Source organism: Nannocystis pusilla, from assembly GCF_026626665.1.
Taxonomy (GTDB): Bacteria; Myxococcota_A; Polyangia; order Nannocystales; family Nannocystaceae; genus Nannocystis; species Nannocystis pusilla.
Map to the genome: position 1 here is coordinate 4,658,895 of NZ_JAPNKE010000002.1, position 21,467 is coordinate 4,680,361.

Below are 21,467 nucleotides of genomic sequence, written 5' to 3' on the forward strand. Positions count from 1 at the left end.
CTGCACGCGCCAGGCCACCCTCGAACCCGTGCGGACACGTCCACCCCGTCTCGGCGCGCGAACGCAGCGAGCGTGCATGAACGCCGAGGACCTCTCCGCACGCGGCGCGCTCGACCTCCGCGGCGCAGCGAAGGTGCAAGGACGTCGAGGACACGGCCGCCGCTCTCGCTCGCGTCACGACCGCCCGGCGTGTGGCAGCAGGCGCACGAAGGCCGCGCACACGCGCCACCTCTCTCACACCGTCACGATCGACCCCGTGACGCCTGCGAGGTCACGAATCGTGACCATTCACCGATCGTCGCGACACACAATTCTCCTGAATTCCTCCATATGGCTTCACCTGAACGACGAAAACATGCCATGTCGCGACATGTTGCCACACCGCTACAGCCGCACCCGCGCAAACGCTGCACCCTCGCGCAACCCTTTCTCTCGCCTGCCTCGCGTCTTCGCTTCTGGACCGAGCCGAGGCCTGGTACGGGACCTGCAACCTCTGCCGGCGTCATGTCGAACCACCACAAGATCGTCATCGTCGGCGGCGGCACCGGCGGCATCACCGTCGCGTCTCGCCTGGCTCGCGCGCTCGCCCAGCCCGACATCGCCATCGTCGAGCCCTCGGATCGGCACTACTACCAGCCGCTGTGGACCCTCGTCGGCGGCGGAGCTGCGACCCGGGAGTCCACCGTGCGGCCCGAGGCCGGCCTCATCCCGCGCGGGGCCACGTGGATCCGCGACGCCGTCGTCGAGTTTCAGCCGGAGCAGCGGCGCCTCGTCACCCGCGACGGCCGCCGCATCAGCTACGACTGGCTGGTGGTGGCGCCCGGGATCCAGCTCGACTGGCACAAGATCGACGGGCTGACCGCCGCGCTCGGCCGCGACGGCGTGTGCAGCAACTACAGCTTCGAGTTCGTCGATCGCACCTGGGACTTCATCCGCGGGCTGCGCCAGGGCCGGGCGATCTTCACCATGCCGAACACCCCGGTGAAGTGCGGCGGCGCCCCGCAGAAGATCATGTGGCTCGCCGAGCACCACTTCCGCCGCACCGGCGTGCGTGACGCGATCGAGGTCGTGTTCGCCAGCGCGGGCGCCAAGATCTTCGCCGTCAAGAAATACGCCGACACCCTCGAGCGCCTGGTCCGCGAGCGCGACGTCGTCACCCGCTTCCACCACAACCTGATCGCCGTGCGCCCGGCCAGCCGCGAGGCGGTGTTCACCCGCGCGGTCCCCGGTCAGGCCGCCGAGGAGGTCGTCCTCAAGTACGACCTGTTGCACGTCACCCCGCCGATGGGTCCGCCCGACTTCGTGCGCGCGAGCCCCTCGCCGACGCCAACGGGTGGGTCGACGTCGACAAGCACTCGCTGCAGCACCGCCGCTTCTCTGACGTGTTCGCGCTCGGTGACGCCAGCAACCTGCCGACCTCGAAGACGGGCGCGGCGATCCGCAAGCAGGCGCCGGTGCTGGTCGCCAACCTGCTGGCCGCGATGGCGGGCCGCCCGGGCGAAGCCGCCTACGACGGCTACACCTCGTGCCCGCTGGTCACCGGCTACGGCCGCCTCGTGCTCGCCGAGTTCGACTACGACGGCAACCCGGCCGAGACCTTCCCCTTCGACCAGGCCAAGGAGCGGCGCAGCATGTACCTGCTCAAGAAGTACGCGCTGCCGCAGATGTACTGGCACGGCATGCTGCGCGGGCGCGCCTGACCCTGAAGTCACCGCGCTCGCGCCCGACGATCCCCCGTGGGCGTCGGGCCTCGTCGCACGAGCACCCTGCGCTCCGCTCCTCCGCTCGCTCCGGCGGGTCGAGGCAGCGCCCGCTCGCTCCTCAGCGATCGCGGCCGCGAACCTCGCTTCGATCCCCGGAGCGACCGTCGCGACCACGTTGCAACCTCGACGCCCACCCTCTGCTCCTGCGCTCGGCTTCTCGCTGGCACGCCGCGTGCTAAGTCCCGGCCATGCTCGTCTCGCCTCTCCTTTCGCCGCTGCTGGGCGGCGTCCTCATCGGTGTGAGCGCCCTGCTCTTGCTCGGGTTGAGCGGCCGGATCGCCGGCGTCAGCGGCATCGTCGGCGGCCTCGTGAACGCGCCCGCCGGCGATCGCGGCTGGCGACTCGCCTTCCTCGGCGGCCTCCTCCTCGGCGGCCTCCTCCTGCTGCGCTTCGCTCCTTCGGCCCTGCCGCACGGCTTGCCGGCGCCGTGGCCCTCGTCGTCGCGGCCGGCCTCCTCGTCGGCTACGGCGCGCGCGCGGGCAACGGCTGCACCAGCGGCCACGGCGTGTGCGGGCTCGGTCGCCGCTCGCCGCGCTCACTCGCCGCGGTGCTCGTGTTCATGACGACCGGCGCGCTCGCGGCCCAGGTCCTGCGCCCGCTGCTGCTCGGAGGTGCCTCGTGAACCTCGTCGTCGCCGCCCTCGTCGGTCTCCTCTTCGCGCTCGGCCTCGGCCTCGCCGGCATGACCCAGCCGGCGCGCGTCCTCGGCTTCCTCGAGTTCCGCGACCCCGCCTTGCTGCTCACCATGGGCGGCGCCACGGCGGTCACCTTGCTCGGCTTTCCGCGGGTGCTCCGGCGCGAGCGCCCCGTGTTCGCCTGGCGCTTCTGGCTGCCGACGCGCAGCGACATCGACCGCAAGTTGCTCGTCGGGGCCGCGCTGTTCGGCCTCGGCTGGGGGCTCGTGGGTCTGTGCCCTGGCCCGGCCCTCACCGCCCTGGCCGGCGGCGACCCGCTGGTGGGGCTGTTCGTCGCCGCGATGTTCGCCGGCATGGCCCTGCACGCTCGCCGAGGCTGACTCGATCGCGGGCTCAGGACAATCGGTGCTCTCGCAGCTTGCGCCACAGCGTCGAGCGATCGACCCCGAGCAAGCGGGCGGCCTCGCCCTTGCGGCCGCCGGTGCGCCGCAGCGCCTCGAGCAGGCGGGCCCGTTCGACCGCCTCGGCCTCGCCGGCGGGCGCGACGGGCGGGTATCCCTGCGGCAGCACCCGCGGCGGCGGCTCCCCGCGCAGCTCCGGCGTCAGGTCGGCGAGCTCGTAGTTCGGGCCCTCGCCGATCGCACACGCGTACTCGATCGCGTTGCGCAGCTCGCGGACGTTACCTGGCCACGGGTAGGCCAGCAACGCCTCCATCACCGGCCGATCGATCCGCTCGATCCGCCGCCCTCCCTGGGCCGCGAACCGGTCGATGAAGTGCCAGGCCAGCGCCTCGACGTCGCCGACGCGCTCGGCCAGCGGCGGCAGGAACAGCGGCACCACGCGGACCCGGTACATCAGGTCCTCGCGGAACCGGTGCTGGCGCGACTCCTCGCGCAGCGAGCGGTGGGTCGCCGAGATCAGCCGGACATCGACCTCGACCGTCTGCGTCCCGCCGACCGGCACGAAGTTGCGCTCCTGCAGCACCCGCAGCAGGCGGGCCTGGATCTCGAGCGGCATCTCGGCGATCTCGTCGAGGAAGATCGAACCGCGGTGGGCCTGGCGGAACAGCCCCGGGCGGTCGCGGATCGCCCCCGTGAACGCGCCGCGGACGTGCCCGAACAGCTCCGACGCCAGCAACTCGCCCGTCAGCGTCGCGCAGTTGACGGCCTGGAACGGCCCCTTGCCGCGCGCGCTCGCTGATGGAGCGCGCGCGCCACCAGCTCCTTGCCCGTGCCCGTCTCGCCGCGGATGAGCACGCTCGCGTCCGAGCGCGCGACCCGCGACAGCTGCTCGAACAGCGCGAACATCTGCGGCGAGACGGTGTAGATGCCGTGGAACTCGCGCAACGGCCGGCTCGGCCGCGGACTGCTCTTGCCGGGCATGTCGCGACACGATGCACCACCCCCGCTCCAGGGGCAACGCCGCCGACGAACTGCCTCTCAGGGGCCGCTCTCCCCCGCCGGACGCCCTCTCCACCCGCGTCCGGCGGCAGCGCGGCCACCGACCTCCTTGTCGCGACATGCCCGCCCATGGCCGGTTCCGGCGACCGGCTCTCGAGATCGGTCTGCCTGCCCGGACGGCAAACGGCCGCCCCGAAGCCCAGGTCCGCCGTGCGCGCGGCGGACCTGATCTTCGGGGCAGCAAAGCCCGATCGCAAGACGACCGTCCTGAAGGGTGGGCTCGTCGATGCAGCCCGCTCGCCGGGCCTACCCTTCAGGGCGGCAAAACCTGTCACCTGTCCCTCGAGACCGATGGCTCGAAGATACCGTCCTGAAGGGTCGGTCCGTCGATGCAGCCCGCTCGCCGGACAGACCCTTCAGGACGGCTGAAATTCTCGCCTGTCCCTTCAGACAGCTCAGCGCCGGCGCCGGCGCCCGAGCGCGCACATCCCCAGCAGCATCACCAGCCCGGCCGCGCCGGGGCCCGGCTGCTGCGCGCAGCCGCAGCCGTCGTCGCTGTCCTGCTGGCCCCACCCGGGCGGGTACAGCGGGCCCGGCGGAGTGACGGGACCTCCGCCGGTGCCGCTGTCGGTCGAGCCCTCGTCGCCCGTCGAATCACCGGAGTCGCTGTCGCCCTCGCCGTCCGAATCGCCGGACGTCCCCGGCGCGCCGGAGGACTCGCCGCCCTGCGGGTCGCCCTCGCCGGTCGATCCGCCGGTCTCGCCCGGCCCGGGCATCGGCCCGCCGGTGCTGCCATTCGGAGCCTCGCCGGTCTCGCCCTCGCCCGGCTCGCTCTGGGCCACCACGGTGAAGCACACCGGGTCGGACATCACCACATTGGGCTCGTCGTCGCGCGCCTCCGCGGTCAGGCAGTACGAGCCCTCCGGGAACGTCGCGTCCTTCCACTCGTACGGCGGCACCGTCACCGGCGCGTCCTGGTTGACGCCGTCGACGTAGAGGTCGACCTGGGCCACGCCGACGTTGTCGCTGGCCTCCACCGTGACCGTCACCTGCGCCGGCGCGGAGAACTCCTGGCCGTCCTGCGGGCTCGTGATCGCCACCGTCGGCGGCTCCGGATCGGGCTCGTTGCTGCCGAACAGCCACATCAGCTTCGCGTGCGAGTTCTGGCCCTTGTCGCAGAACATCTTGTGCTGGTCGCCGCAGTGGACCGGCACGTTGGTGTCGAGCTTGAGGCACTCGTCGCGGAAGCTCGGGTCGCCGCCGGCGTTGTAGGGGTTCATGATGTCGTCGGGCTCGTTGACGTGCTCGAGCCCGTACGCGTGGGCGATCTCCTGGCTCATCGTCGTCGCCTGGGTCGACGCCGAGTACTTGTCCTTGGCGCTGTGGAACGCCAGGACGATGTTCGACGCGACCTTCGCGTCCTCGCAGTCGAGCATCGCCACCCCGAGCACGCCGGCGCCGATCACATTGGTCGGCGAATTGACGCACATCGTGTATTCACCCTCCTGCGGCCGCTCGTCGGTGATCACCACCTTGTACTTGGCCCAGTCGGCCTTGACCGCCTGCAGCGAGGCGGCGCGCTTGCTGCCCTCGCCGTACGGCTTGAACGTCTCCTCGAACTCCGCGAACGCCGTCTCGTCCTTCTTGGCGTCGTCCTTGCCGGTGTGCTTCAGCGTCACCCCGTCGTAGTTCAGGTAGAACACGTTCGTCTGCGCCTGGCCGGCGGCGCTCGGCGGCACGTTCGCCTTGATCCGCGTGATGTCCTGCGTCGCCGGCGGCGCCAGCGGGGCGGCGCGCACGCCCGTCGGCTCCGGATCCGGCGAGGCCTCCGCCGCGGGGGATTGCACATACGGCGCCGCACCCGCAGCATTGCTCAAGAGACAGGTCGCAAGCGACAGGACGACAATGCGCGCACGGCGGTCGGTGGTCAATGTCATGTGCCTCACTCCGGTACGACATTTCCAATAGGCAATCCATGCCACCGCCTTCAAGCCTTATTTTCGCCGGCACAACGACGATTCGCGTGGTGCGGACATTCCGCCGGCCCTCGGCGGGTCCCCGAACCGTCTTGGAGGGAATTGGCCGCGCCACGTGAGACTGCGCAAGTCTTGCGCACCGCCCGCCGCGCACCGGCATTTCACGCACAGTCAACGCGCCCTACGCGCGTTGACAACGTTCCAGGCGCACTCAGCGCGTTTTCACGCCCGACCGCAACGAAAAGGGCCCGCCGCGCCGCGCGCAGCAGGCCCCTCGTCGCTCGCCCGTCTCCTCAGCCCCGCCGGCGCCGGCGGACCAGCCCGAGCGCCACCAGGACGACCAGCCCCGCGGCCCCTGGCCGGGCAGGCTGGGCGCAGCCGCAGCCCTCGTCGCCGCCGTCCTGGCCGAACCCGGGCGGCAGCGCGGCGGTGTCGGACGGCGGCAGGCCGCCGTCGTCACCGCTGTCGCTGCCCTCGGGCTCGGGCACCGGCTCACCGGTCTCGAGGTTGCCCGTCTCGCCGCCGGTGGTCGGAAGCTCCCCGGTGGTCGGATCGGGCTCCCGCTGGTGGTCGACGGCCCGGTCGTGGTGCCCTCGTTCTGCTGCACCACGGTGAAACAGACCTCGGGCGACATCGCCGAATTGGGCTCGTCGTCGATCGCCTGGGCCGCCACGCAATAGGTGCCCTCGGGGAAGGTCGCGTCGGCCCATTGATAGGGCGGCGTCACGTCGGGCGCGCCTTGATTCATGCCGTCGATGTAGAGATTGACCTCGGCGACCCCGACGTTGTCGCTCGCCTCGGCGACGATCGTGATCGTCGCCGGCGCGACGAATTGGTCGCCGTTCTTCGGGTTCGTGATCGCCACGGTCGGCGGCGTCGGGTCCGGCGTCGCGCTGCCGAACAGCCACAGCAGCTCCTGGTGCGAGTTCTGTTGGTTGTTGCCGCAGAACTGGCTGTGCTGCGCGCCGCACTGGATGGGGTTGCCGCCGCCGTCGAGGGTCAGGCAATTGTCGAGGAAGCTCGGATCGCCGCCCGCGTTGTACGGGTTCATGATGTCGTTCGGCTCGTTGACGTGCTCGAGCCCGTACGCGTGGGCGATCTCCTGGCTCATCGTCGTCGCCTGGGTCGCCGCCGAGAACTGATCGTTCGCGCTGTGGAACGCCAGCACGATGTTGGCCGCCATGTTGTCGTTGCAATCGAGCGGCGCCACCCCGAGCACGCCGCCGCCGAACACGTTCGTCGGCGAATTGACGCACATCGTGTAGAGCCCGCCGTTCGGGCGCACGTCGGTGACCGACACGTCGTACTTGGCCCAGTCCGACTTGACCGCCTGCAGCGACGCCGCGCGCTTGTTGCCGGCGCCGTAGGGCTGGTACGTGGTGGCGAACTCGTTGAACACCGTCGTGTTGGTGGCCGAATTGTCCTGCCCGCCCTGGTTCAGGGTCACGCCGTCGTAGTTCAGGAAGAACACGTTGGCCTGGGCGTGCCCGGCCTCGCTGGCGCGCACCCGCGCGGTCAGGTCGAAGCCCTCCTGCGCCGGTGGAATCATCGGCGCCGCCCGCCACGCCTGCGGCTCTGGCGCTTCCGGCGCAGCCGATGGCTGCACGAACGGAGCGGCGACCGCGCTCGAACTCAACAGGCACACCCCGATGGCGAATGCCACGGACTGCGATCGAGGGACAGCGAACGGCAGGATCATGGGGTTTGTCCAAGTTCCACCCTAGGCAATCCCTCCCCCGGCCTTCAAGCGCTAATTTCGACGGACGGCAGCAGAGAATCTGCGCCCGCAGACGCCCGGGCAGCGGCCGGGAGACCCCACGAACCTCGCGCGAGGCGTGACGCTGCGCATGCGCCTGCGCGTCGCGGCCTGACGCACCCCGTCCGCCACTGCCCGCAGTCGCGCGCGTCGGCTACATTCACCGCCCGCATGGCTGCCCGCCCGAGCGCGTTATCCACCCCCGCCGAGGTCCTCGTGCTCGGCGGCGGCGTCGCGGGCCTGACCACGGCCCTCTGCCTGCTGCGGGCCGGCAAGCGCGTCCGCGTGGCCGCCCGGGCCTACGTCGCCGGCACCACCTCGGCCGTCGCCGCCGCCTTCTGGTACCCGTATCGCGCCTATCCCGAGGACATGGTGGCTCCGTGGGCGCGCACCAGCTACGCGCGCTTCGCCGAGCTGACGCGCACCGCCCCCGAGTCCGGCGTGCTGCGCCGCGAGACCGTCGAGGTGTTCCCGCAGTTCGCCCCGCCGCCCGCCTGGGCCAGCGAGCTGCCCGACTTCCGCTTCGTGCCCACGGCCGACCTCCCGCTCGGCTACGGCGCGGGCCATCGATTCACCTCGTTCGTGATCGAGACCGGCATCTACCTGCCCTGGCTCATGCGCCAGGTCGAGGCGGCCGGCGGCGAGCTGACCGTCCACGCCTATTCGAGCCTCGACGAGGCCGTGCGCGACTGCCCGCGCGTGGTCGACTGCACCGGCCTCGGCGCCCGCGAGCTCGTCCCCGATCCCTCGCTCTACGCCGTGCGAGGTCAGGTCGTGAGGGTGCGTAACCCCGGCATTTCTCGCGTGTGGATCGACGAGTACAGCGGCGGCGGGATCACTTACATCGTCCCGCGCAGCCACGACGTCGTCCTCGGCGGGACCGCCGACGAGCGCGAGGAGGACACCACGCCCGACCCCGCCCGCACGCCCGGCATCATCGCCCGCTGCGCCCGCCTCGAGCCGGCGCTGGCCGACGCCGAGGTCCTGTCGGTGGTCGTCGGCCTCCGCCCCGCGCGCCCGGCCGTCCGTCTCGAGGCCGAGGCGCGCCCGGGCGGCCTCGTCGTCCACAACTACGGCCACGGCGGCGCCGGCGTCACCCTCTCGTGGGGCTGCGCCGAGGCGACCGCGCACCTGGTCCTTCAGCCCTGACCGAAAAGCCATGTCGCAAACGCTGACCCACCTGCGCCAGCTCGAGGCCGAGAGCATCCACATCATTCGGGAGGTCGCCGCCGAGTTCGAGCGCCCGGTCCTCCTGTTCAGCGGCGGCAAGGACTCGGCCTGCATGCTGCACGTGGCGCGCAAGGCGTTCCACCCGGCGCCGCTGCCGTTCCCGCTGCTGCACATCAACACCACGTGGGACTTCCGCGAGCTGCTCGAGTACCGCGATTGGTTCGCCGCCACCCACGGCATGCACCTCATCGTCTACACCAACGAGGCGGCGCTGGCCGACGGCATCAATCCGTTCGACACGCCGACGCCCAAGTACAGCGCCGCCATGCAGACGCAGGCGCTGGTCCAGGCGCTGCGCCAGGGCGGCTACGACGCGGCCTTCGGCGGGGCCCGCCGCGACGAGGAGAAGGCCCGCGCCAAGGAGCGGGTCTACTCGTTCCGCAACAAGCAGATGCAGTGGGACCCGAAGAACCAGCGGCCCGAGCTGTGGAACACCTATAACGGCAAGGTCAACCCGGGCGAGAGCATCCGCGTGTTCCCGCTGTCGAACTGGACCGAGCTCGACGTGTGGCTGTACATCCACCTCGAGCAGATCCCGCTGACCCCGCTCTACTTCGCCACCGACCGCCCCTGCATCGAGCGCAACGGGGCCCTCATCGCCGTCGACGACGACCGCATGCGCCTGCTCCCCGGCGAGGTCCCGCAGCTCCGCAAGGTCCGCTTCCGCACCCTCGGCTGCTACCCCCTCACCGGCGCGATCGAGAGCCCGGCCGCCACCGTCCCCGAGATCATCGAGGAGATGCTGGTCGCCACCCACTCCGAGCGCCAGGGCCGCCTCATCGACTACGACGAGGCCGGCAGCATGGAGCAGAAGAAGAAAGAGGGCTACTTCTAAAGCTGCCCTCACGGGCATGTCCGCGAGAGCATGCCTGTCGGGACATGTCTCGGCAGACATGTCCCCTGAGCCCTACCCCTGCGGGTTGATCTGCTTCTGGTCGAGCCCGCCCGGGTACGCGTACGAGTCGTATTCGTCGTAGCCGATCACGATCACCCCGAACGGCTGGTCCCCGGTCAGCACGTGGACGCCGTCGTCGGCCGGCACCCGCGCGACCTCCCACTCCGACGCGCCGACCTTGGTAAACGTGTTCTGGGCCACCGGCGCGCCGTCGAGGGTGATGTTCGCACCTGTCTTTTGGTCAGGACGATGCGGTCGAACAGCCAGTTGCTGGGGATCAGGATCACGTAGCTCGAGCGGTACTGCGCCAGCGGCACCGCCTGCGCCATCGCCGGGTCGCCGGCCTGCAGCGCCGGGACGTTGGTGTTGAACGACGACGACATGTACTGCATCAAATAGATCGGCTTGTCGGCGGTGACCACGAAGTCGCCGGGGTTGGCCTCGGTGCCGCCGACGGCCATGGTGACGAGCTGCCCCTTCGTCATGGTGAAGTCGTCGGCGGGGATCCCGGTGACCTCGGGGTGGCGGTCGACGTGGACCTGCGTGCCGTCCTCGGCCGCGAACAGGTGCCAGTACGAGGGCTCCGGCGTGCCGACGTTGCGCACCGGGAAGCGGCTCGCCACGTAGGTGTCGCCCCACGTCTGCAGCCCGTAGACCTGCTCCTCGAGGTGGTCGCAGCAGCAGGTGTCGGCGCTCGGGACGTTGGCGCACCAGTGATTGGAGAACACCCCGATCGGCTTGTCCGAGGAGATGTACGTGCCCGACAGCATGTTGACCGACGACTCGATCTGGATCACGTCGCCCTCGTTCATCGGCGGCAGGGTGTACGGCTGACCGGGCGGCAGCGCCGGCAGCGGCCCGCCGCCGTCGGTCGGCGCCGCCGGGGTGATCGTCACCGTGGTCGCGTCCTTCGCCGCGACGATGTCGAGCTGGGCGTTGCCGTAGCTGCTCTCGCCCCAGCCGACCACGTAATAATATTGGTCGTAGACGTTGACCGGCAGCAGCAGCGAGGCGTCGCTGGTGTACGAGGTCTCGCCGTTGATCGGCTGGAATTGATAGGCGATGATCGGCACGTCGCTGACGACCTTGTAGGCGCCGCGCGGGTTGACCCCGGTGTAGTCGATGTGCCGGTCCGGCAGGTCGAATTGAAACAGGGTGTTGGGGCCGATCTGCGCCTGCTGGATCGTCGTCCACGCCGCCCCGTCGTGCGTCTGCACCTGCACGTTCGCGGTCTTGGCCGGGTCGACGTTCGACACCACCACCGCGTACGGCTGCGAATCATAGGCCTCGGCCGGGTCGTTGTTGTTGTCGACCGCGAAGTACTCGCAGCCGACCGACGACGCGTCGGTCTGCGCCTTGTTGCACAGCGACTTGCACACCCCGAAGTCGCACACCTGGTCGGCCGCGCACGGCGTCGGCGGCAGCCACGATTGCCCGTCGTCGGCGCACACCTGCACCGCGCTCGGCCCGTCGCACTGCAGCTCGCCGGGCGTGCAGAGGCCGATCGAGGTGACCGAATCGGCGGACCCGGTGTCGCTGGTGGTGGTCGCCGTGGTGGTCGTGCCGCTCGTCGTCGGCGCGGTCGTGCCGGTCCCCGAATCACCGGTCGAGGTCGACGTCCCGACCGGCGGCAAGCCCGTGATCGTCACCGTCGCCGACGCCGACCCGCCGACGCCGCGGCCACCGCTGTCGCCGCAGGCCGCCAGCGCGAGCAGGCCGCACGAAACACGAATGCAGTCACGCAACATGGGCGCACTGTAGCGGAGATCGCGGCGGCGATCGCAAGCACCGCGGGCCTGCGCATGCGCTCGCACGGGGGATCGCCCGCGATGGGTCCCCCGGGCCGCACGCGCGAGCCGATGGCTCGCTCGACCGTGACGACAATGACAGCGAGCCGCCCTGCGGGCCCTTCCACCACCCACCGCTCGGCCCGCTGACGCCGAGGCCCGAGCCCGCCGCGGTTGCGCGACGCGGCGCAGTCGGTCATCGTCGCAGACGTGAGCGACCGTCCCCGTCCCTCCCGCGCCGGTTTCGTCGCCTTTCTCGGGGTGCTCGTCGCCCTCGTCGCCGGCTACCTCAACGACTGCTTCTCCGGCCTCGGCTTGTCCCCGAACGCGGGCCAGGCCGTGCCCGCCGCCGCGGAGCCGGCGAAGCCGGCCGCGAAGGCCGAGGGCCGGGTCCGCGTGGTCGTCCAGGGCGAGCAGTGCCGCGTCGGCGAGGGCAGCCCGCTGCGGCCCTGCGACGCCGTGTGCGCCGAGCAGGCCGCCGGCACCACCGTCGAGATCGAGGCCACCGCCGGGGCCCAGCGGGCCGTCGACGCCCTCCGCGCCTGCGTGCAGGGCCGCGGCGCCAAGGCCCAGGTCGTATCGGAGTAGCGCGTGTTCTGGCAGGCGCTGTTCGACCCCTTCAGCATCGTCGTCCTCGCCGCGACCCTGGCGATGATCGCCCTCTCGCTCGGCTGGCTGCGCGGCGCGGCCCGCCAGCGCGACGTGCTCGCCGGCGGCCTCGTCGTCTTGCGCAAGATCGGCGCCCAGCTGGCCGAAAACCACCCGATCCGCCGCCGCCTCGAGTCGGCGCCCGTGGTCGATCTGTCGTTCGAGGAGCTCGCGCGCCTGCTCAGCGGCCAGCAGGTCGAGCCGGCCGCGCGCACCCTGATCCGCCTCGGCGAGCGCATCGGCTGGGTCGAGCGCTTCGCCCAGCTGTCGGTCCACCTCGGGATCCTCGGCACCGTGTTCGCCCTCGTCAGCGCCGACCCGACCGACCTCGAGGGCTTCCGCGCCCGCCTGCCCATGGCCCTCGGCACCACCTTCTGGGGCCTCGTCGGCGCGATCGCCCTGTCGCTCGTCGCCGGCGCCTGCGAGAGCTTGCTGGGGCGCGCCTCGCAGCACGTCCGCGAGGCCCTGCTCGAGGGCCTCGAACACAAGCCCGAGGGGACCGCCCCGTGAAGCGCCGCCGCCGTCACGCGCTCGATCTGCTGCCGCTCCTCGACGTCTTCATGGTCGTGCTGTTCGTGTTCGCCACCATCCAGGAGGGCCAGCTCGACGCCTCGGCGCACACCGCCGCCGCCATGGAGCGCGAGCTGCAGCAGCTGCGCGCGCAGCAGGTCGACCCCGCCGAGCTGGCACGAACGCGCCAGGCCCACGCCACCGCCACCGCCGAGGCCGAGGCGGCCCGCGCCGAGCTGGCGCGCGCGACCGAGGCCCAGACCGAGCTGCGCGCCGCCCTCGAGCAGCTGCGCACCGCCACCGAGCAGGCCGCCGCGACCGCGACGACCTCCGGCGCCGAGGTCCTGCGCCGCCAGGAGGTCCTGGCCCGCCTGCTCGATCACTTCTCGGTGTTCGAGATCGAGATCGACGGCGAGCTCGCCGGCGACGTCGTCGTCAACCATTGCTGCTACCGCACCGAGCCGCTCGCCGGCGCCTGGCGCCCGTGCGGCGCCCTGCTCGCCGCCGGCGCCGAGCTGCAGGACTGGCTCGCCGAGGGCGGCGCCGGCCTCGTGGACGCCCTCCGCCGCACCCGCGGCGGCAACGCGATGACGATCGTGCGCCAGAACGAGCGCGCCACCTGGCGGGTCGCCCGCAAACTGGAAGAACAGCTGCGCGAGCGCTTCCCCGAGCACAAGATCTACGGCGAGGGCGTCGCCACCCACTCCCTGGCCTGCCCGCGCTGATCGCCATGTCTCTCGAGACATGCCCTATCGCTCATGTTCTTCAAGACATGTCCTCTCGCACATGTCCATGAAGTCATCCGGGGGCGTCGCCTCCCCCGAACGGCGACGCCCGCCCCAGGCGCCCCGGCAGGTCTACCACCGCGATCGGACCCCACGTCCGCGGCCGCAGCCGCGTGCGCGAACTCAACCGCAGCGGCCCCGCGGCACCGACGCGCACCCAGCGACGCCGGTGCCGTCGAGCCCTGCGAGCGCCGCCGGCGCGACGGGCCCGGCCCGTTGCCACGGGGCCCGGTTGCCGCGCAAGCTCGTGCCCGCCGCCGCCATGACCGACATCCACGCTTATCTCGAGCGCCACCAGCAGAAGGAGCTCCTGCGTCTCTTGACCTGCGGCAGCGTCGACGACGGCAAGTCGACCCTGATCGGTCGGCTCATGCACGACACGCGGGCGATCTACGAGGACCAGCTGGCGGCGATCCGGCGCGACAGCGTGCGCCAGGGGACCACCGGCGGCGAGCTCGACCTGGCGCTCTTGACCGACGGCCTGCGAGCCGAGCGCGAGCAGGGCATCACCATCGACGTCGCCTACCGCTACTTCAGCACCGACCGGCGCAAGTTCATCATCGCCGACTGCCCCGGGCACGAGCAGTACACCCGCAACATGGCGACCGGCGCCAGCACCTGCCAGCTCGCCATCATCCTGATCGACGCCCGCCACGGCGTCATGCCGCAGACGCGGCGGCACAGCTACATCTGCAGCCTCCTCGGCATCAAGCACCTCGTGGTCGCCATCAACAAGATGGACCTCGTCGGCTTCGACGAGGCTGTCTTCGAGGACATCCGGCGCGCCTACACCGACTTCGCCGCCGGCCTGCAGATCCACGACATCACCTTCATCCCGATCTCCGCGCGCGACGGCGACAACGTCGTCGAGGCCGGCGGGCGCATGCCGTGGTACCAGGGCCCGCCGCTGCTCGCCCACCTCGAGACCGTCCACATCGCCAGCGACCGCAACCTCAGCGACCTGCGCCTGCCCGTCCAGCTGGTCCTGCGGCCGAGCCACGACTTCCGCGGCTTCGCCGGCTCGATCGCCTCCGGCGTCCTGCGCGTCGGCGACGAGGTCGTCGTCCTGCCCTCGCGGGCGCGCTCGACCGTCAAGCGGCTCGTCACCTTCGACGGCGACCTCGAGGAGGCCCACGCGCCGATGGCCGTCACCGTCGTCCTCGCCGACGAGGTCGACGTCAGCCGCGGCGACGTCATCGTCCGCCCCGGCGGCGAGCCGCAGCAGGCCAGCGAGGTCGAGGCGATGGTCGTGTGGATGGACGAGCGGCCGCTGGTGCGCGGGCGCAGCTACCTGATCAAGCACAACACGCGCACCGTCCCCGGCGAGCTCGAGGCCGTGCTGCACCGCGTCGACGTCGCCACCCTCGAGCGGCGCCCGGCCGACGGCCTGGCGATGAACGAGATCGGGCGCTGCGCATTGGCCCTGCACCGGCCGCTCAACTTCGACCCGTACGCCGTCAACCAGGCCACCGGCGGCTTCATCATCATCGACCGCACCACCAACGGCACCGTCGGCGCCGGCATGCTGTGCGACCGCGGCGACCGCAGCGGCGGCGCCGATCCGTGGGCCGCGCCCGGGGTCGACGAGGGCGGCCGCGACCATCGCAGCGCCGTCACCCGCGAGGCCCGCGAGGAGCGCTTCGGCCAGCGCGCCGTCACCCTCCTGCTCACCGGCCTGCCCGGCTCCGGCAAGGCCACCCTGGCCTACGCCCTCGAGCAGCGGCTGTTCGCCGCCGGCCGCGCGGTCACCGTCCTCTACGGCCCGGCCATGCGCCGCGGCCTCGCGCGCGACCTCGGCTACGGCGCCGACGACCGCAGCGAGAACCTGCGCCGCGCCGCCGAGGTCGCCCGCCTGTTCAACGAGTCGGGCCTTATCTGCATCTGCGCCTTCGTGGCCCCGCACGAGGCCGTGCGCGCCCGGGCCCGGCAGGTCATCGGCCCCGGCCGCGCGCTCGAGGTCCACCTCTCCGCCCCGCTCGACGTCCGCCGCGCGCGCGACCGCACCGGCCTGTACGCTCGCGCCGACGCCGGCGAGATCAAGGCCTTCCCCGGGGTCAGCGCCGCCTACGAGGCCCCCGTCGCCCCCGACCTGGTCCTGCCGACGCACGAGCTCGGCGAGGCCGCCTGCGTCGACGCGCTGGTCGAGCTGCTGCGCTCGCGCGGCGCCGTCGGCTGACGCTCTCTCGTGACCCGCGGCGCCGTCGGCCGACGCTCTCGCCGCGTGACCGCGGCGCCGTCGGTCGACGCTCTCGCCTGTCTCTTGTGACCTGCTCCATGGGACAGGTCGCCGCCTCCCGCCGATCCTGCTATCCTGAGAGCATGGTCGAACCCGGCTCGCCCGTCCTCCCGCGCCACAGCGCCGCCCTCGGCCTCACCCTGTTCGCCGCCATCGCCCTCCCGATCGTCGGCGACGCCAGCGTGCTCGACTGGCTGCTGGCGATCGGCGCGCGCGACCCGATCGCCGCGTTGTTCGGCCTGTTCATCTTCGGCGCGCCGTTCCTGTTCGGCCTCGCCGTGGCGATCGCCAGCGTCCTGCACGACCGCGGGCGAGCCGCCCAGGTGATCCAGGTCCCGCTCTCGATCATCCACGCGGTGCTGGTGCTCCACGCCGGCGCGCTCCTGCAGGCGCCCGACATCCCGCTGCGCCTGTCGTTCATCGGCTTCACCGCGGTCGCCTGCATCTATTACCTCTACGCCAAGGCCGAGGCCGAGGCCGCCGACCGCCCGCTCGGCCCGCGCTGGCTGACCCGCTGGGGCGGCGTCGTGTTGACCGGCGCCACCTTCTGGCTGCACTTCCAGACCTTCGGCCACCGCCCGTTCGGCCTCGCGGTCCACGTCACCCTCGTCGCCGCGTTCCTGCTCGCCGCCACCACCCCGCGCGAGCGCGCCGGCGAGTAGCGCCGCGATCGGCGTCACACCGCTCGCGTGACTCGGCCTCCCGCGCTCACGACGGCCGCTTCGCCTCCGCCGGGCGCGCGACTGCGAGGCATCTCTCAAGACGGCGAGTCGCCAGCCCTCACGCATACACCTGTCCTCTGGGACAGGCATCGCGGCCGCACCACGCTCGCGTGACATCGCCCGCCGCTCGCGGATGCACTGTCGCCTCGCGCCGGCCCGCGAGTCGCATCGAGGCGCGGGCCCGCTGGACTCGCATTCGCCGATCGTGTGATCCGGATCGCAGAATCAGCGCCGTGAAACGCCGCCGTTCGCGGGCGCTTCCCCCGCGGCGCGGACGCCCCGCCGGACTCGCATGTCCCGAAGGACACCTCCGAGATCGCCGCGCGCCCCCTCGCAGCCGGCCTGGCCGCCCGTCTGTCGCCTCGCCGCGGTCTGCCGTCATTCGCCGGCCGGTGGTTCATTCGTATCTTCGCTTGCATGTCGCGTCGCGTCGTCTTGCTGGTCGCCGCCTCCGTCTCGTGCACCAGGCCCAACCCTCTGTTCGCGCTCTCGGAGGGCGATCCGTCGACCGCGGTGGACGACGACGACGACGCGCCGGCGAGTGGTTCTGCGGACGAAACCGCCGGCACCGGCGTTCCGACCAGCGGCGGCGGCGTCAGCACCCAAGGGTCCGCGAGCACCGGCAGCGTCGATCCGACCGAGGGTCCCGCCGATCCGACCGAGGGGCTGCCGGACCCCGACAGCACGAGCTCGACGACCGCGGCGCTGACCGACGGCAATGATACCTGCACCAGCGATTGCCCCGACGTCGACGACGAGTGCCTCGGCGGCCTCGAGTGCTCGGGCAAGCTCGAATGGTTGCGCCGCAGCGGCGACGCCGCGATCCAGCAGGCCACCGACGTCGCCGTGCTGTCCGACGGCAGCGTGGTCGTCGTCGGCAACTTCACCGGCGAGCTCGGCACCGCCCCGGACGTGATCACCGCCACCGCCGATCCGCTCGAGGGCGACGCCTTCGTCCTGCGCCTCGATCCGAGCGGCGAGCAGGTGTGGATCCGTCAACTCTCCGGCGTCGGCCTGCAGGCGCTCGACGCCGTCGTCGCCCTGACCGACGATCGGATCGCCGTCGCCGGTCACTTCGGCGGCCAGCTGCTCTTCGATCCGCACCAGGCCGACGGCCTCGGCAAGCAGCCCGGCTTCGTCGCCGTCCTCGACCCCGACGGCGCCTCCTCGATCCTCCACGTGTTCGGCGGCGACGACGTCGCCGCCCTCGACCTCGCGGTCACCCCGGGCGACGACCTCGTGGTCGTCGGCGGCTACGCGGGCGAACTCGTGCTCGGCGCCGACCACTCGATCAGCTTCGCGCGCGACCTGTTCGCGGTCGGCCTCGACCCGGTCGCCGGGCCGGCGTGGAGCTGGCTGCCGCACTCGGCCGCCGACCAGACCGCGCACGCGGTCGCCGTCGCGCCGACCGGCGACGTCTTCGTCGGCGGCGAGCTCGAGAGCGGCCTGCAGATCGCCGACATCAACCTGCTCGGTCAGGGCCTCGACGGCTTCATCGCCGGCCTCGACCTCGAGGGCGTCCCGCAGTGGGGCACCCAGCTCGGCGGACCCGGCGACGATCGCGTGCGTGCCCTCGCGGCCGCGCCCGACGGCAGCTTCGTCGTCGCCGGCGTCCACGGCGGCGGCCTCGACTTCGGCGAGGGTTCGCTGCCCGCCCCGGGCCAGGGCGAGCTCGGCGGCTACGTCGCCGCCTTCGACGGCAAGGGCGGCCTCCGCTGGGCCCGCAGCGGCTTCAACCTCGGCGCCGAGCCGCCCGGCGTCGCCGTCGACGGCACCGGCCGCGTCGTCGCCTACTTGCCGCTCGGCGACGAGCCCATCGACCTCGGCGGCGGCCCGCTCGGCGACGCCCCCGGCGCCCTGCTCGTCAAGCTCACCAGCGCCGGCAACTTCGTGTGGGGTCGTCACCTCGTCGGTCAGGTCGCGACCGCCGGCCCCGGCCTCGGCGTCGGGCCTGCGGGCGAGATTGCGATCGCCGGCGCCTTCGACCCCGAGCTCGCGCACGACCCGGTGCAGCTCGTCTCGGCCGGCCAGCTCGACATCTACGCCGGCCGCTTCCTCCCTGACCTCCGACCTCTATGCTGCCCCTTACGAGCCCCCTGATGACCGACCTCGCCGCGACCTGGAGCCGCTGGAAAGAGGAGACCTTCGGCTCCGGCTATCACATCTGGCACGAGGGCCTCGACGTCGACGCGGTCACCGGGCTCAAGGACAGGCGCGCGAGCGGGCCCTCGCCATGCTGCGGCTCGGTCGCTCTCTCGGCGACGACCACGCCTCCGAGGCGCTGGCCGCCATGGGCGACGCGCCCACGATCGCCGCCGTGCGGGCCCGCCTCGACGCCGGCGACCCACCGCTTCCCCGGCCACCCGCGTACGCTTCGTCCGCGTCCTCCACGCCCTCGCCCCCGACCCGCGGCTCGCCGATCACCTCGTCGCCATCCTCGACGAGACCTGGTCCAAAGGACAGCCATGGTCGCCGCGGGTCGACGCCGCCGTCGCCCTGCGCGCCTTCGCCGGCGAGGCCGACGAGGCCGCGCTCCTGCGGGCCGTCAGCGATCCCAGCTACCTCGTCCGCTGCCACGCCTGCGAGTCGCTGCTGCACCGCTGGCGCGCCCGTCGGCGCCAGGTCAGCGACTACCCGGCCCTGTTCGCGCTGATCCGCGGCCCCGACGACGACGACGCGCCGACCACCGGCGACCTCGCCCGCTACGCCGAAGCGCGGCAGCGCCTGCGAGCGCTCGCCGCCCGCCACTGACGCGCCTCAATAATCGAGCCGCAGCCCCAGCGACGGGAAGATCGGCAGGCCGAACCCGCCGACGGTGTCGCGGAAGTCGTAGCTGTACACGTACATCTCGACGTTCTGGTGATTGTAGACGTTGAGCACGTCGAGGTACGCGAGGAAGCTGACGCGCTTGTAGATCCAACGCCGGTCGACGCGGAGGTCGAGCTGGTGGAAGGGCGGGAAGCGGGCCGAGTTCTGCAGCCCGCGGATCGGCAGGTACCCGCCCTCGTACTCGATCGATCCGACCACCGGCGTGTACGGCTGCCCCGACACCAGGCGGAAGCGGCCGCCGATCTGCCAGCCGCGGCCGAGCTTCACCGACGCCACGATCGTCAAGTTGTGCCGCTGATCGAAGTCACCCGGCCGCCGCCCGCCGGGGTCGCCGTGCTGCTGCGCGAACAGCAGCTCGCTGTGCATCAGCGTGTACGCCATCCAGCCGTACAGCCGCTTCGTCAGCGGCTTGCGCAGCAGCAGCTCGAGCCCGTACGTGCGCCCGTACGAGATCCGCGTCGGGAACCCGCCGAGCGACAGCGGCGGCACCGCGTTGTCCTGGTCGCGGTAGAACCCCGTCGCGTCGATCGTCATGTCGGCCGGCAGGTCGTGCGACGCCCCGGCCGACAGCTGCAGCGCCCGGATCACGCGCAGCGAGTTCTGTCCCGGGAACACCGCGAACGCCGGCTCGAAGTTGGCGAAGTACGCCGGCAGCACCACCTGGTTGGTCCCGATCTGGCCCGAGCTCGGCACGATGCGCGCGTCGACCCCGAACTCCGACAGCCGCGACTGCGAGTACAGGCCCGCGCCGAAGCGCAGGCGCCAGCGGTCGCTCACCTCCCACAGCCCGTTGAGCCGCGGATCGAGCGCGAACGCCCGCTCCGACCCGACCGCGAACGCCGACGCGCGGAACCCCGGCACCAGCAGCAGCGACCCCAGGCGCAGCCGCCCCGACGAGTACAGCCCGAGCCACGTCTGCTCGCCGCGGGCCGACTGCTCCGGCGGCGGCCAGCTGCTCCCGTCGGGCACCTGGCCGCGGGCGCGGTAGTGGTCGACGATCAGGTCGGCGCCGACGATCACGTCGAACCGCTTCGACATCGACCGCTGCAGCTCGGCCCGCAGCGATCCGACGTAGTCGCGGCGGAATTGCTCGCGCTCCTCCACCGCGATCAGCTGGCGACCGACGTCGAAGCGCAGCGCCGGCGACACCATCGCCGACCACGCCCCCACCTTCTGCCGGTACGTGAAGTCGACGCGGTGGAAGCTCGAGCGGTAGTCGATCGCGTCGGTGAACCCGCCCTCCTTCTCGTAGTCGCGGAAGCGGAAGCGGATGCGGTCGCCCGCCCCGAGCACGCGGGCCGAGATCGACGCCCCGCGCTTCAGCGGGAAGTCGACCATCGCCTGGTAATCATAATAAGTCGGCAGCACCGTCCCGTTCGAATCGGTCACCGACATGAACGCACGCAGGCCCGCGTCCACGTAGCCGCGCTGGGCCCCGATGATGAACGACCCGCGCTTGCCGAGCGGCCCCTCGACCAGCGCGCTCGCGGCCCGCAGGTCGACCCCGAGGTGCCCGTGGACCCCGTCGCGTCGCCCGCGGCGCGGCTCGATCACCACCATCCCGCCCGACGCGTTGCCGTAGCGGCTGTCGAAGTTGCCCGGCACGAAGTCGAGGCGCTCGATGACGTCGGCCGGCACCACGCTCGCCAGCGCCAGCGCGTGGAAGGCCCGCGGCACCGGGTGCTCGCCGACGAACACCCCCGACTGCAGCGGGCTCGCCCCGCGCAGCACCAGGAGCCCCAGCCCGCCCGGCGTGCGCGCCACCCCCGGCATGTTCTGCAGCGCCCGCAGCGGGTCGCCCTGGCTCCCCGGCATCGTCGCGATCTCCTCGCGCGACAGCGACCGCGCCCCCGCCTCGGGCCGCTTCTCCGTGGTGTTGCGGACCACCGTGCGGTACGGGTTCCACTCGGTCGGCCGCGGGAACAGCTGTCGCTCCGTCGTCGCCCGCCGGCGGATCTCCACCGTCTCCTCGAGCCGCTCGAAGCCCGGCGCCGCGATCACCACCCGCACCTTCCCCGGCGGCAGGTCGACCGCCAGGCGCCCGGCGGCGTCGGTCTCGATCGCCGTCGTGTGCCCGTCGGCGCCGACGATCACCACCCGCACCTCCGCCAGCGCCGTGCGCAGCCCCGCCGCCCGCACCCGCGCCCGCAGCGTGCCGCAGTCGTCGCGCCCCGCGCACGGCTCGCTGACCTGCGGCGGCGGCCGCGGCGGCCGCGGCGACGGAGCAGCCTGCGCATTGAAACATGCTCCGAAGTACATGGCCGCAGCGACATGTCCGAAGCACCAGCGCATCCCC

General features: G+C 72.1%; 16 protein-coding genes and 2 pseudogenes. 11 read left to right on the top strand and 7 right to left on the bottom strand.

Translation table 11 applies throughout. The features are described 5' to 3' along the window. The first annotated feature begins 504 nt into the window (after positions 1-504). From OV079_RS58250 to OV079_RS20495, 3 genes and pseudogenes are all read left to right on the top strand, one after another. A pseudogene (locus OV079_RS58250) lies at positions 505-1,700 on the top strand (NAD(P)/FAD-dependent oxidoreductase). 490 nt (positions 1,701-2,190) lie between these two features. Continuing rightward, positions 2,191-2,385, top strand: coding sequence for a YeeE/YedE family protein (locus tag OV079_RS54225; protein ID WP_276602757.1), 195 nt, complete (start codon positions 2,191-2,193; stop codon positions 2,383-2,385). After that, complete coding sequence (locus OV079_RS20495) at positions 2,382-2,777, top strand: DUF6691 family protein (RefSeq protein ID WP_267778603.1); 396 nt, start codon at positions 2,382-2,384, stop codon at positions 2,775-2,777. The genes OV079_RS54225 and OV079_RS20495 overlap by 4 nt, the downstream gene beginning before the upstream one ends. Positions 2,778-2,790: 13 nt before the next feature. Here the strand turns inward: OV079_RS20495 and OV079_RS58255 are convergent, their stop codons facing one another. The 4 genes and pseudogenes from OV079_RS58255 to OV079_RS20515 all read right to left on the bottom strand — a co-directional run bounded on the left by OV079_RS58255 (position 2,791) and on the right by OV079_RS20515 (position 7,322). After that, the gene (locus OV079_RS58255) at positions 2,791-3,252 is read right to left on the bottom strand and encodes an AAA-type ATPase lid domain-containing protein (RefSeq protein WP_420829529.1); all 462 of its coding nucleotides are present in this window, start codon (positions 3,250-3,252) and stop codon (positions 2,791-2,793) included. Positions 3,253-3,285: 33 nt separating this feature from the next. After that, positions 3,286-3,779 (bottom strand): annotated as a pseudogene (locus OV079_RS58260) (sigma 54-interacting transcriptional regulator); the annotation flags it as partial. 473 nt (positions 3,780-4,252) lie between these two features. Continuing rightward, entirely contained in the window at positions 4,253-5,644 is a 1,392-nt protein-coding gene (locus tag OV079_RS56095) for an Ig-like domain-containing protein (RefSeq protein ID WP_267770532.1), read from the bottom strand. A gap of 340 nt (positions 5,645-5,984) precedes the next feature. Next, positions 5,985-7,322 carry an Ig-like domain-containing protein gene (locus OV079_RS20515; RefSeq protein WP_267770533.1) on the bottom strand — a complete coding sequence of 446 codons (1,338 nt, stop codon included), beginning with the start codon at positions 7,320-7,322 and terminating at the stop codon, positions 5,985-5,987. Between the two features lie 378 nt (positions 7,323-7,700). Here OV079_RS20515 and OV079_RS20520 point away from each other — a divergent pair, with 378 nt between their 5' ends. Beyond that, the gene (locus OV079_RS20520; RefSeq protein ID WP_267770534.1) at positions 7,701-8,678 is read left to right on the top strand and encodes an FAD-dependent oxidoreductase; all 978 of its coding nucleotides are present in this window, start codon (positions 7,701-7,703) and stop codon (positions 8,676-8,678) included. A gap of 10 nt (positions 8,679-8,688) precedes the next feature. Further along, the gene (gene cysD, locus OV079_RS20525; protein ID WP_267770535.1) at positions 8,689-9,594 is read left to right on the top strand and encodes a sulfate adenylyltransferase subunit CysD; all 906 of its coding nucleotides are present in this window, start codon (positions 8,689-8,691) and stop codon (positions 9,592-9,594) included. A gap of 72 nt (positions 9,595-9,666) precedes the next feature. On the opposite strand, the gene OV079_RS20530 is transcribed toward cysD, so the two are convergent. After that, the gene (locus OV079_RS20530; protein ID WP_267770536.1) at positions 9,667-9,801 is read right to left on the bottom strand and encodes a hypothetical protein; all 135 of its coding nucleotides are present in this window, start codon (positions 9,799-9,801) and stop codon (positions 9,667-9,669) included. Further along, positions 9,771-11,402, bottom strand: coding sequence for an IgGFc-binding protein (locus OV079_RS20535; protein WP_267770538.1), 1,632 nt, complete (start codon positions 11,400-11,402; stop codon positions 9,771-9,773). The genes OV079_RS20530 and OV079_RS20535 overlap by 31 nt, the downstream gene beginning before the upstream one ends. A gap of 249 nt (positions 11,403-11,651) precedes the next feature. On the opposite strand from OV079_RS20535, the gene OV079_RS20540 reads away from it, so the two are divergent. The 6 genes from OV079_RS20540 (at position 11,652) to OV079_RS20565 (ending at position 18,442) form a co-directional block, all read left to right on the top strand. After that, the gene (locus OV079_RS20540; RefSeq protein ID WP_267770539.1) at positions 11,652-12,029 is read left to right on the top strand and encodes a hypothetical protein; all 378 of its coding nucleotides are present in this window, start codon (positions 11,652-11,654) and stop codon (positions 12,027-12,029) included. 3 nt (positions 12,030-12,032) lie between these two features. Then, positions 12,033-12,599: a hypothetical protein gene (locus tag OV079_RS20545; protein ID WP_267770540.1), complete on the top strand. Its 567-nt coding sequence runs from the start codon at positions 12,033-12,035 to the stop codon at positions 12,597-12,599. Beyond that, positions 12,596-13,324: a hypothetical protein gene (locus tag OV079_RS20550; protein ID WP_267770542.1), complete on the top strand. Its 729-nt coding sequence runs from the start codon at positions 12,596-12,598 to the stop codon at positions 13,322-13,324. Before OV079_RS20545 ends, OV079_RS20550 begins: the two co-directional genes overlap by 4 nt. A gap of 322 nt (positions 13,325-13,646) precedes the next feature. Then, entirely contained in the window at positions 13,647-15,560 is a 1,914-nt protein-coding gene (cysN, locus tag OV079_RS20555; RefSeq protein WP_276603585.1) for a sulfate adenylyltransferase subunit CysN, read from the top strand. Positions 15,561-15,703: 143 nt separating this feature from the next. Continuing rightward, positions 15,704-16,282: a hypothetical protein gene (locus OV079_RS20560; protein ID WP_267770544.1), complete on the top strand. Its 579-nt coding sequence runs from the start codon at positions 15,704-15,706 to the stop codon at positions 16,280-16,282. Positions 16,283-16,759: 477 nt separating this feature from the next. Beyond that, positions 16,760-18,442, top strand: coding sequence for a hypothetical protein (locus OV079_RS20565; RefSeq protein ID WP_267770545.1), 1,683 nt, complete (start codon positions 16,760-16,762; stop codon positions 18,440-18,442). A gap of 657 nt (positions 18,443-19,099) precedes the next feature. Here OV079_RS20565 and OV079_RS20570 read toward each other — a convergent pair. After that, complete coding sequence (locus tag OV079_RS20570) at positions 19,100-21,430, bottom strand: TonB-dependent receptor (RefSeq protein WP_267770546.1); 2,331 nt, start codon at positions 21,428-21,430, stop codon at positions 19,100-19,102. Between the last annotated feature and the right edge of the window lie 37 nt (positions 21,431-21,467).

What these genes read in the sequence shown, in the direction of transcription:
- OV079_RS20535 (WP_267770538.1), bottom strand. Translation starts at nt 11,402, where the DNA reads ATGTTGCGTGACTGCATTCGTGTTTCGTGCGGCCTGCTCGCGCTGGCG.
- OV079_RS20565 (WP_267770545.1), top strand. Translation starts at nt 16,760, where the DNA reads ATGTCGCGTCGCGTCGTCTTGCTGGTCGCCGCCTCCGTCTCGTGCACC.
- OV079_RS58255 (WP_420829529.1), bottom strand. Translation starts at nt 3,252, where the DNA reads ATGTACCGGGTCCGCGTGGTGCCGCTGTTCCTGCCGCCGCTGGCCGAG.
- cysD (WP_267770535.1), top strand. Translation starts at nt 8,689, where the DNA reads ATGTCGCAAACGCTGACCCACCTGCGCCAGCTCGAGGCCGAGAGCATC.
- OV079_RS20560 (WP_267770544.1), top strand. Translation starts at nt 15,704, where the DNA reads ATGGTCGAACCCGGCTCGCCCGTCCTCCCGCGCCACAGCGCCGCCCTC.
- OV079_RS20515 (WP_267770533.1), bottom strand. Translation starts at nt 7,322, where the DNA reads ATGATTCCACCGGCGCAGGAGGGCTTCGACCTGACCGCGCGGGTGCGC.
- OV079_RS20570 (WP_267770546.1), bottom strand. Translation starts at nt 21,430, where the DNA reads ATGTACTTCGGAGCATGTTTCAATGCGCAGGCTGCTCCGTCGCCGCGG.
- OV079_RS20520 (WP_267770534.1), top strand. Translation starts at nt 7,701, where the DNA reads ATGGCTGCCCGCCCGAGCGCGTTATCCACCCCCGCCGAGGTCCTCGTG.
- cysN (WP_276603585.1), top strand. Translation starts at nt 13,647, where the DNA reads ATGACCGACATCCACGCTTATCTCGAGCGCCACCAGCAGAAGGAGCTC.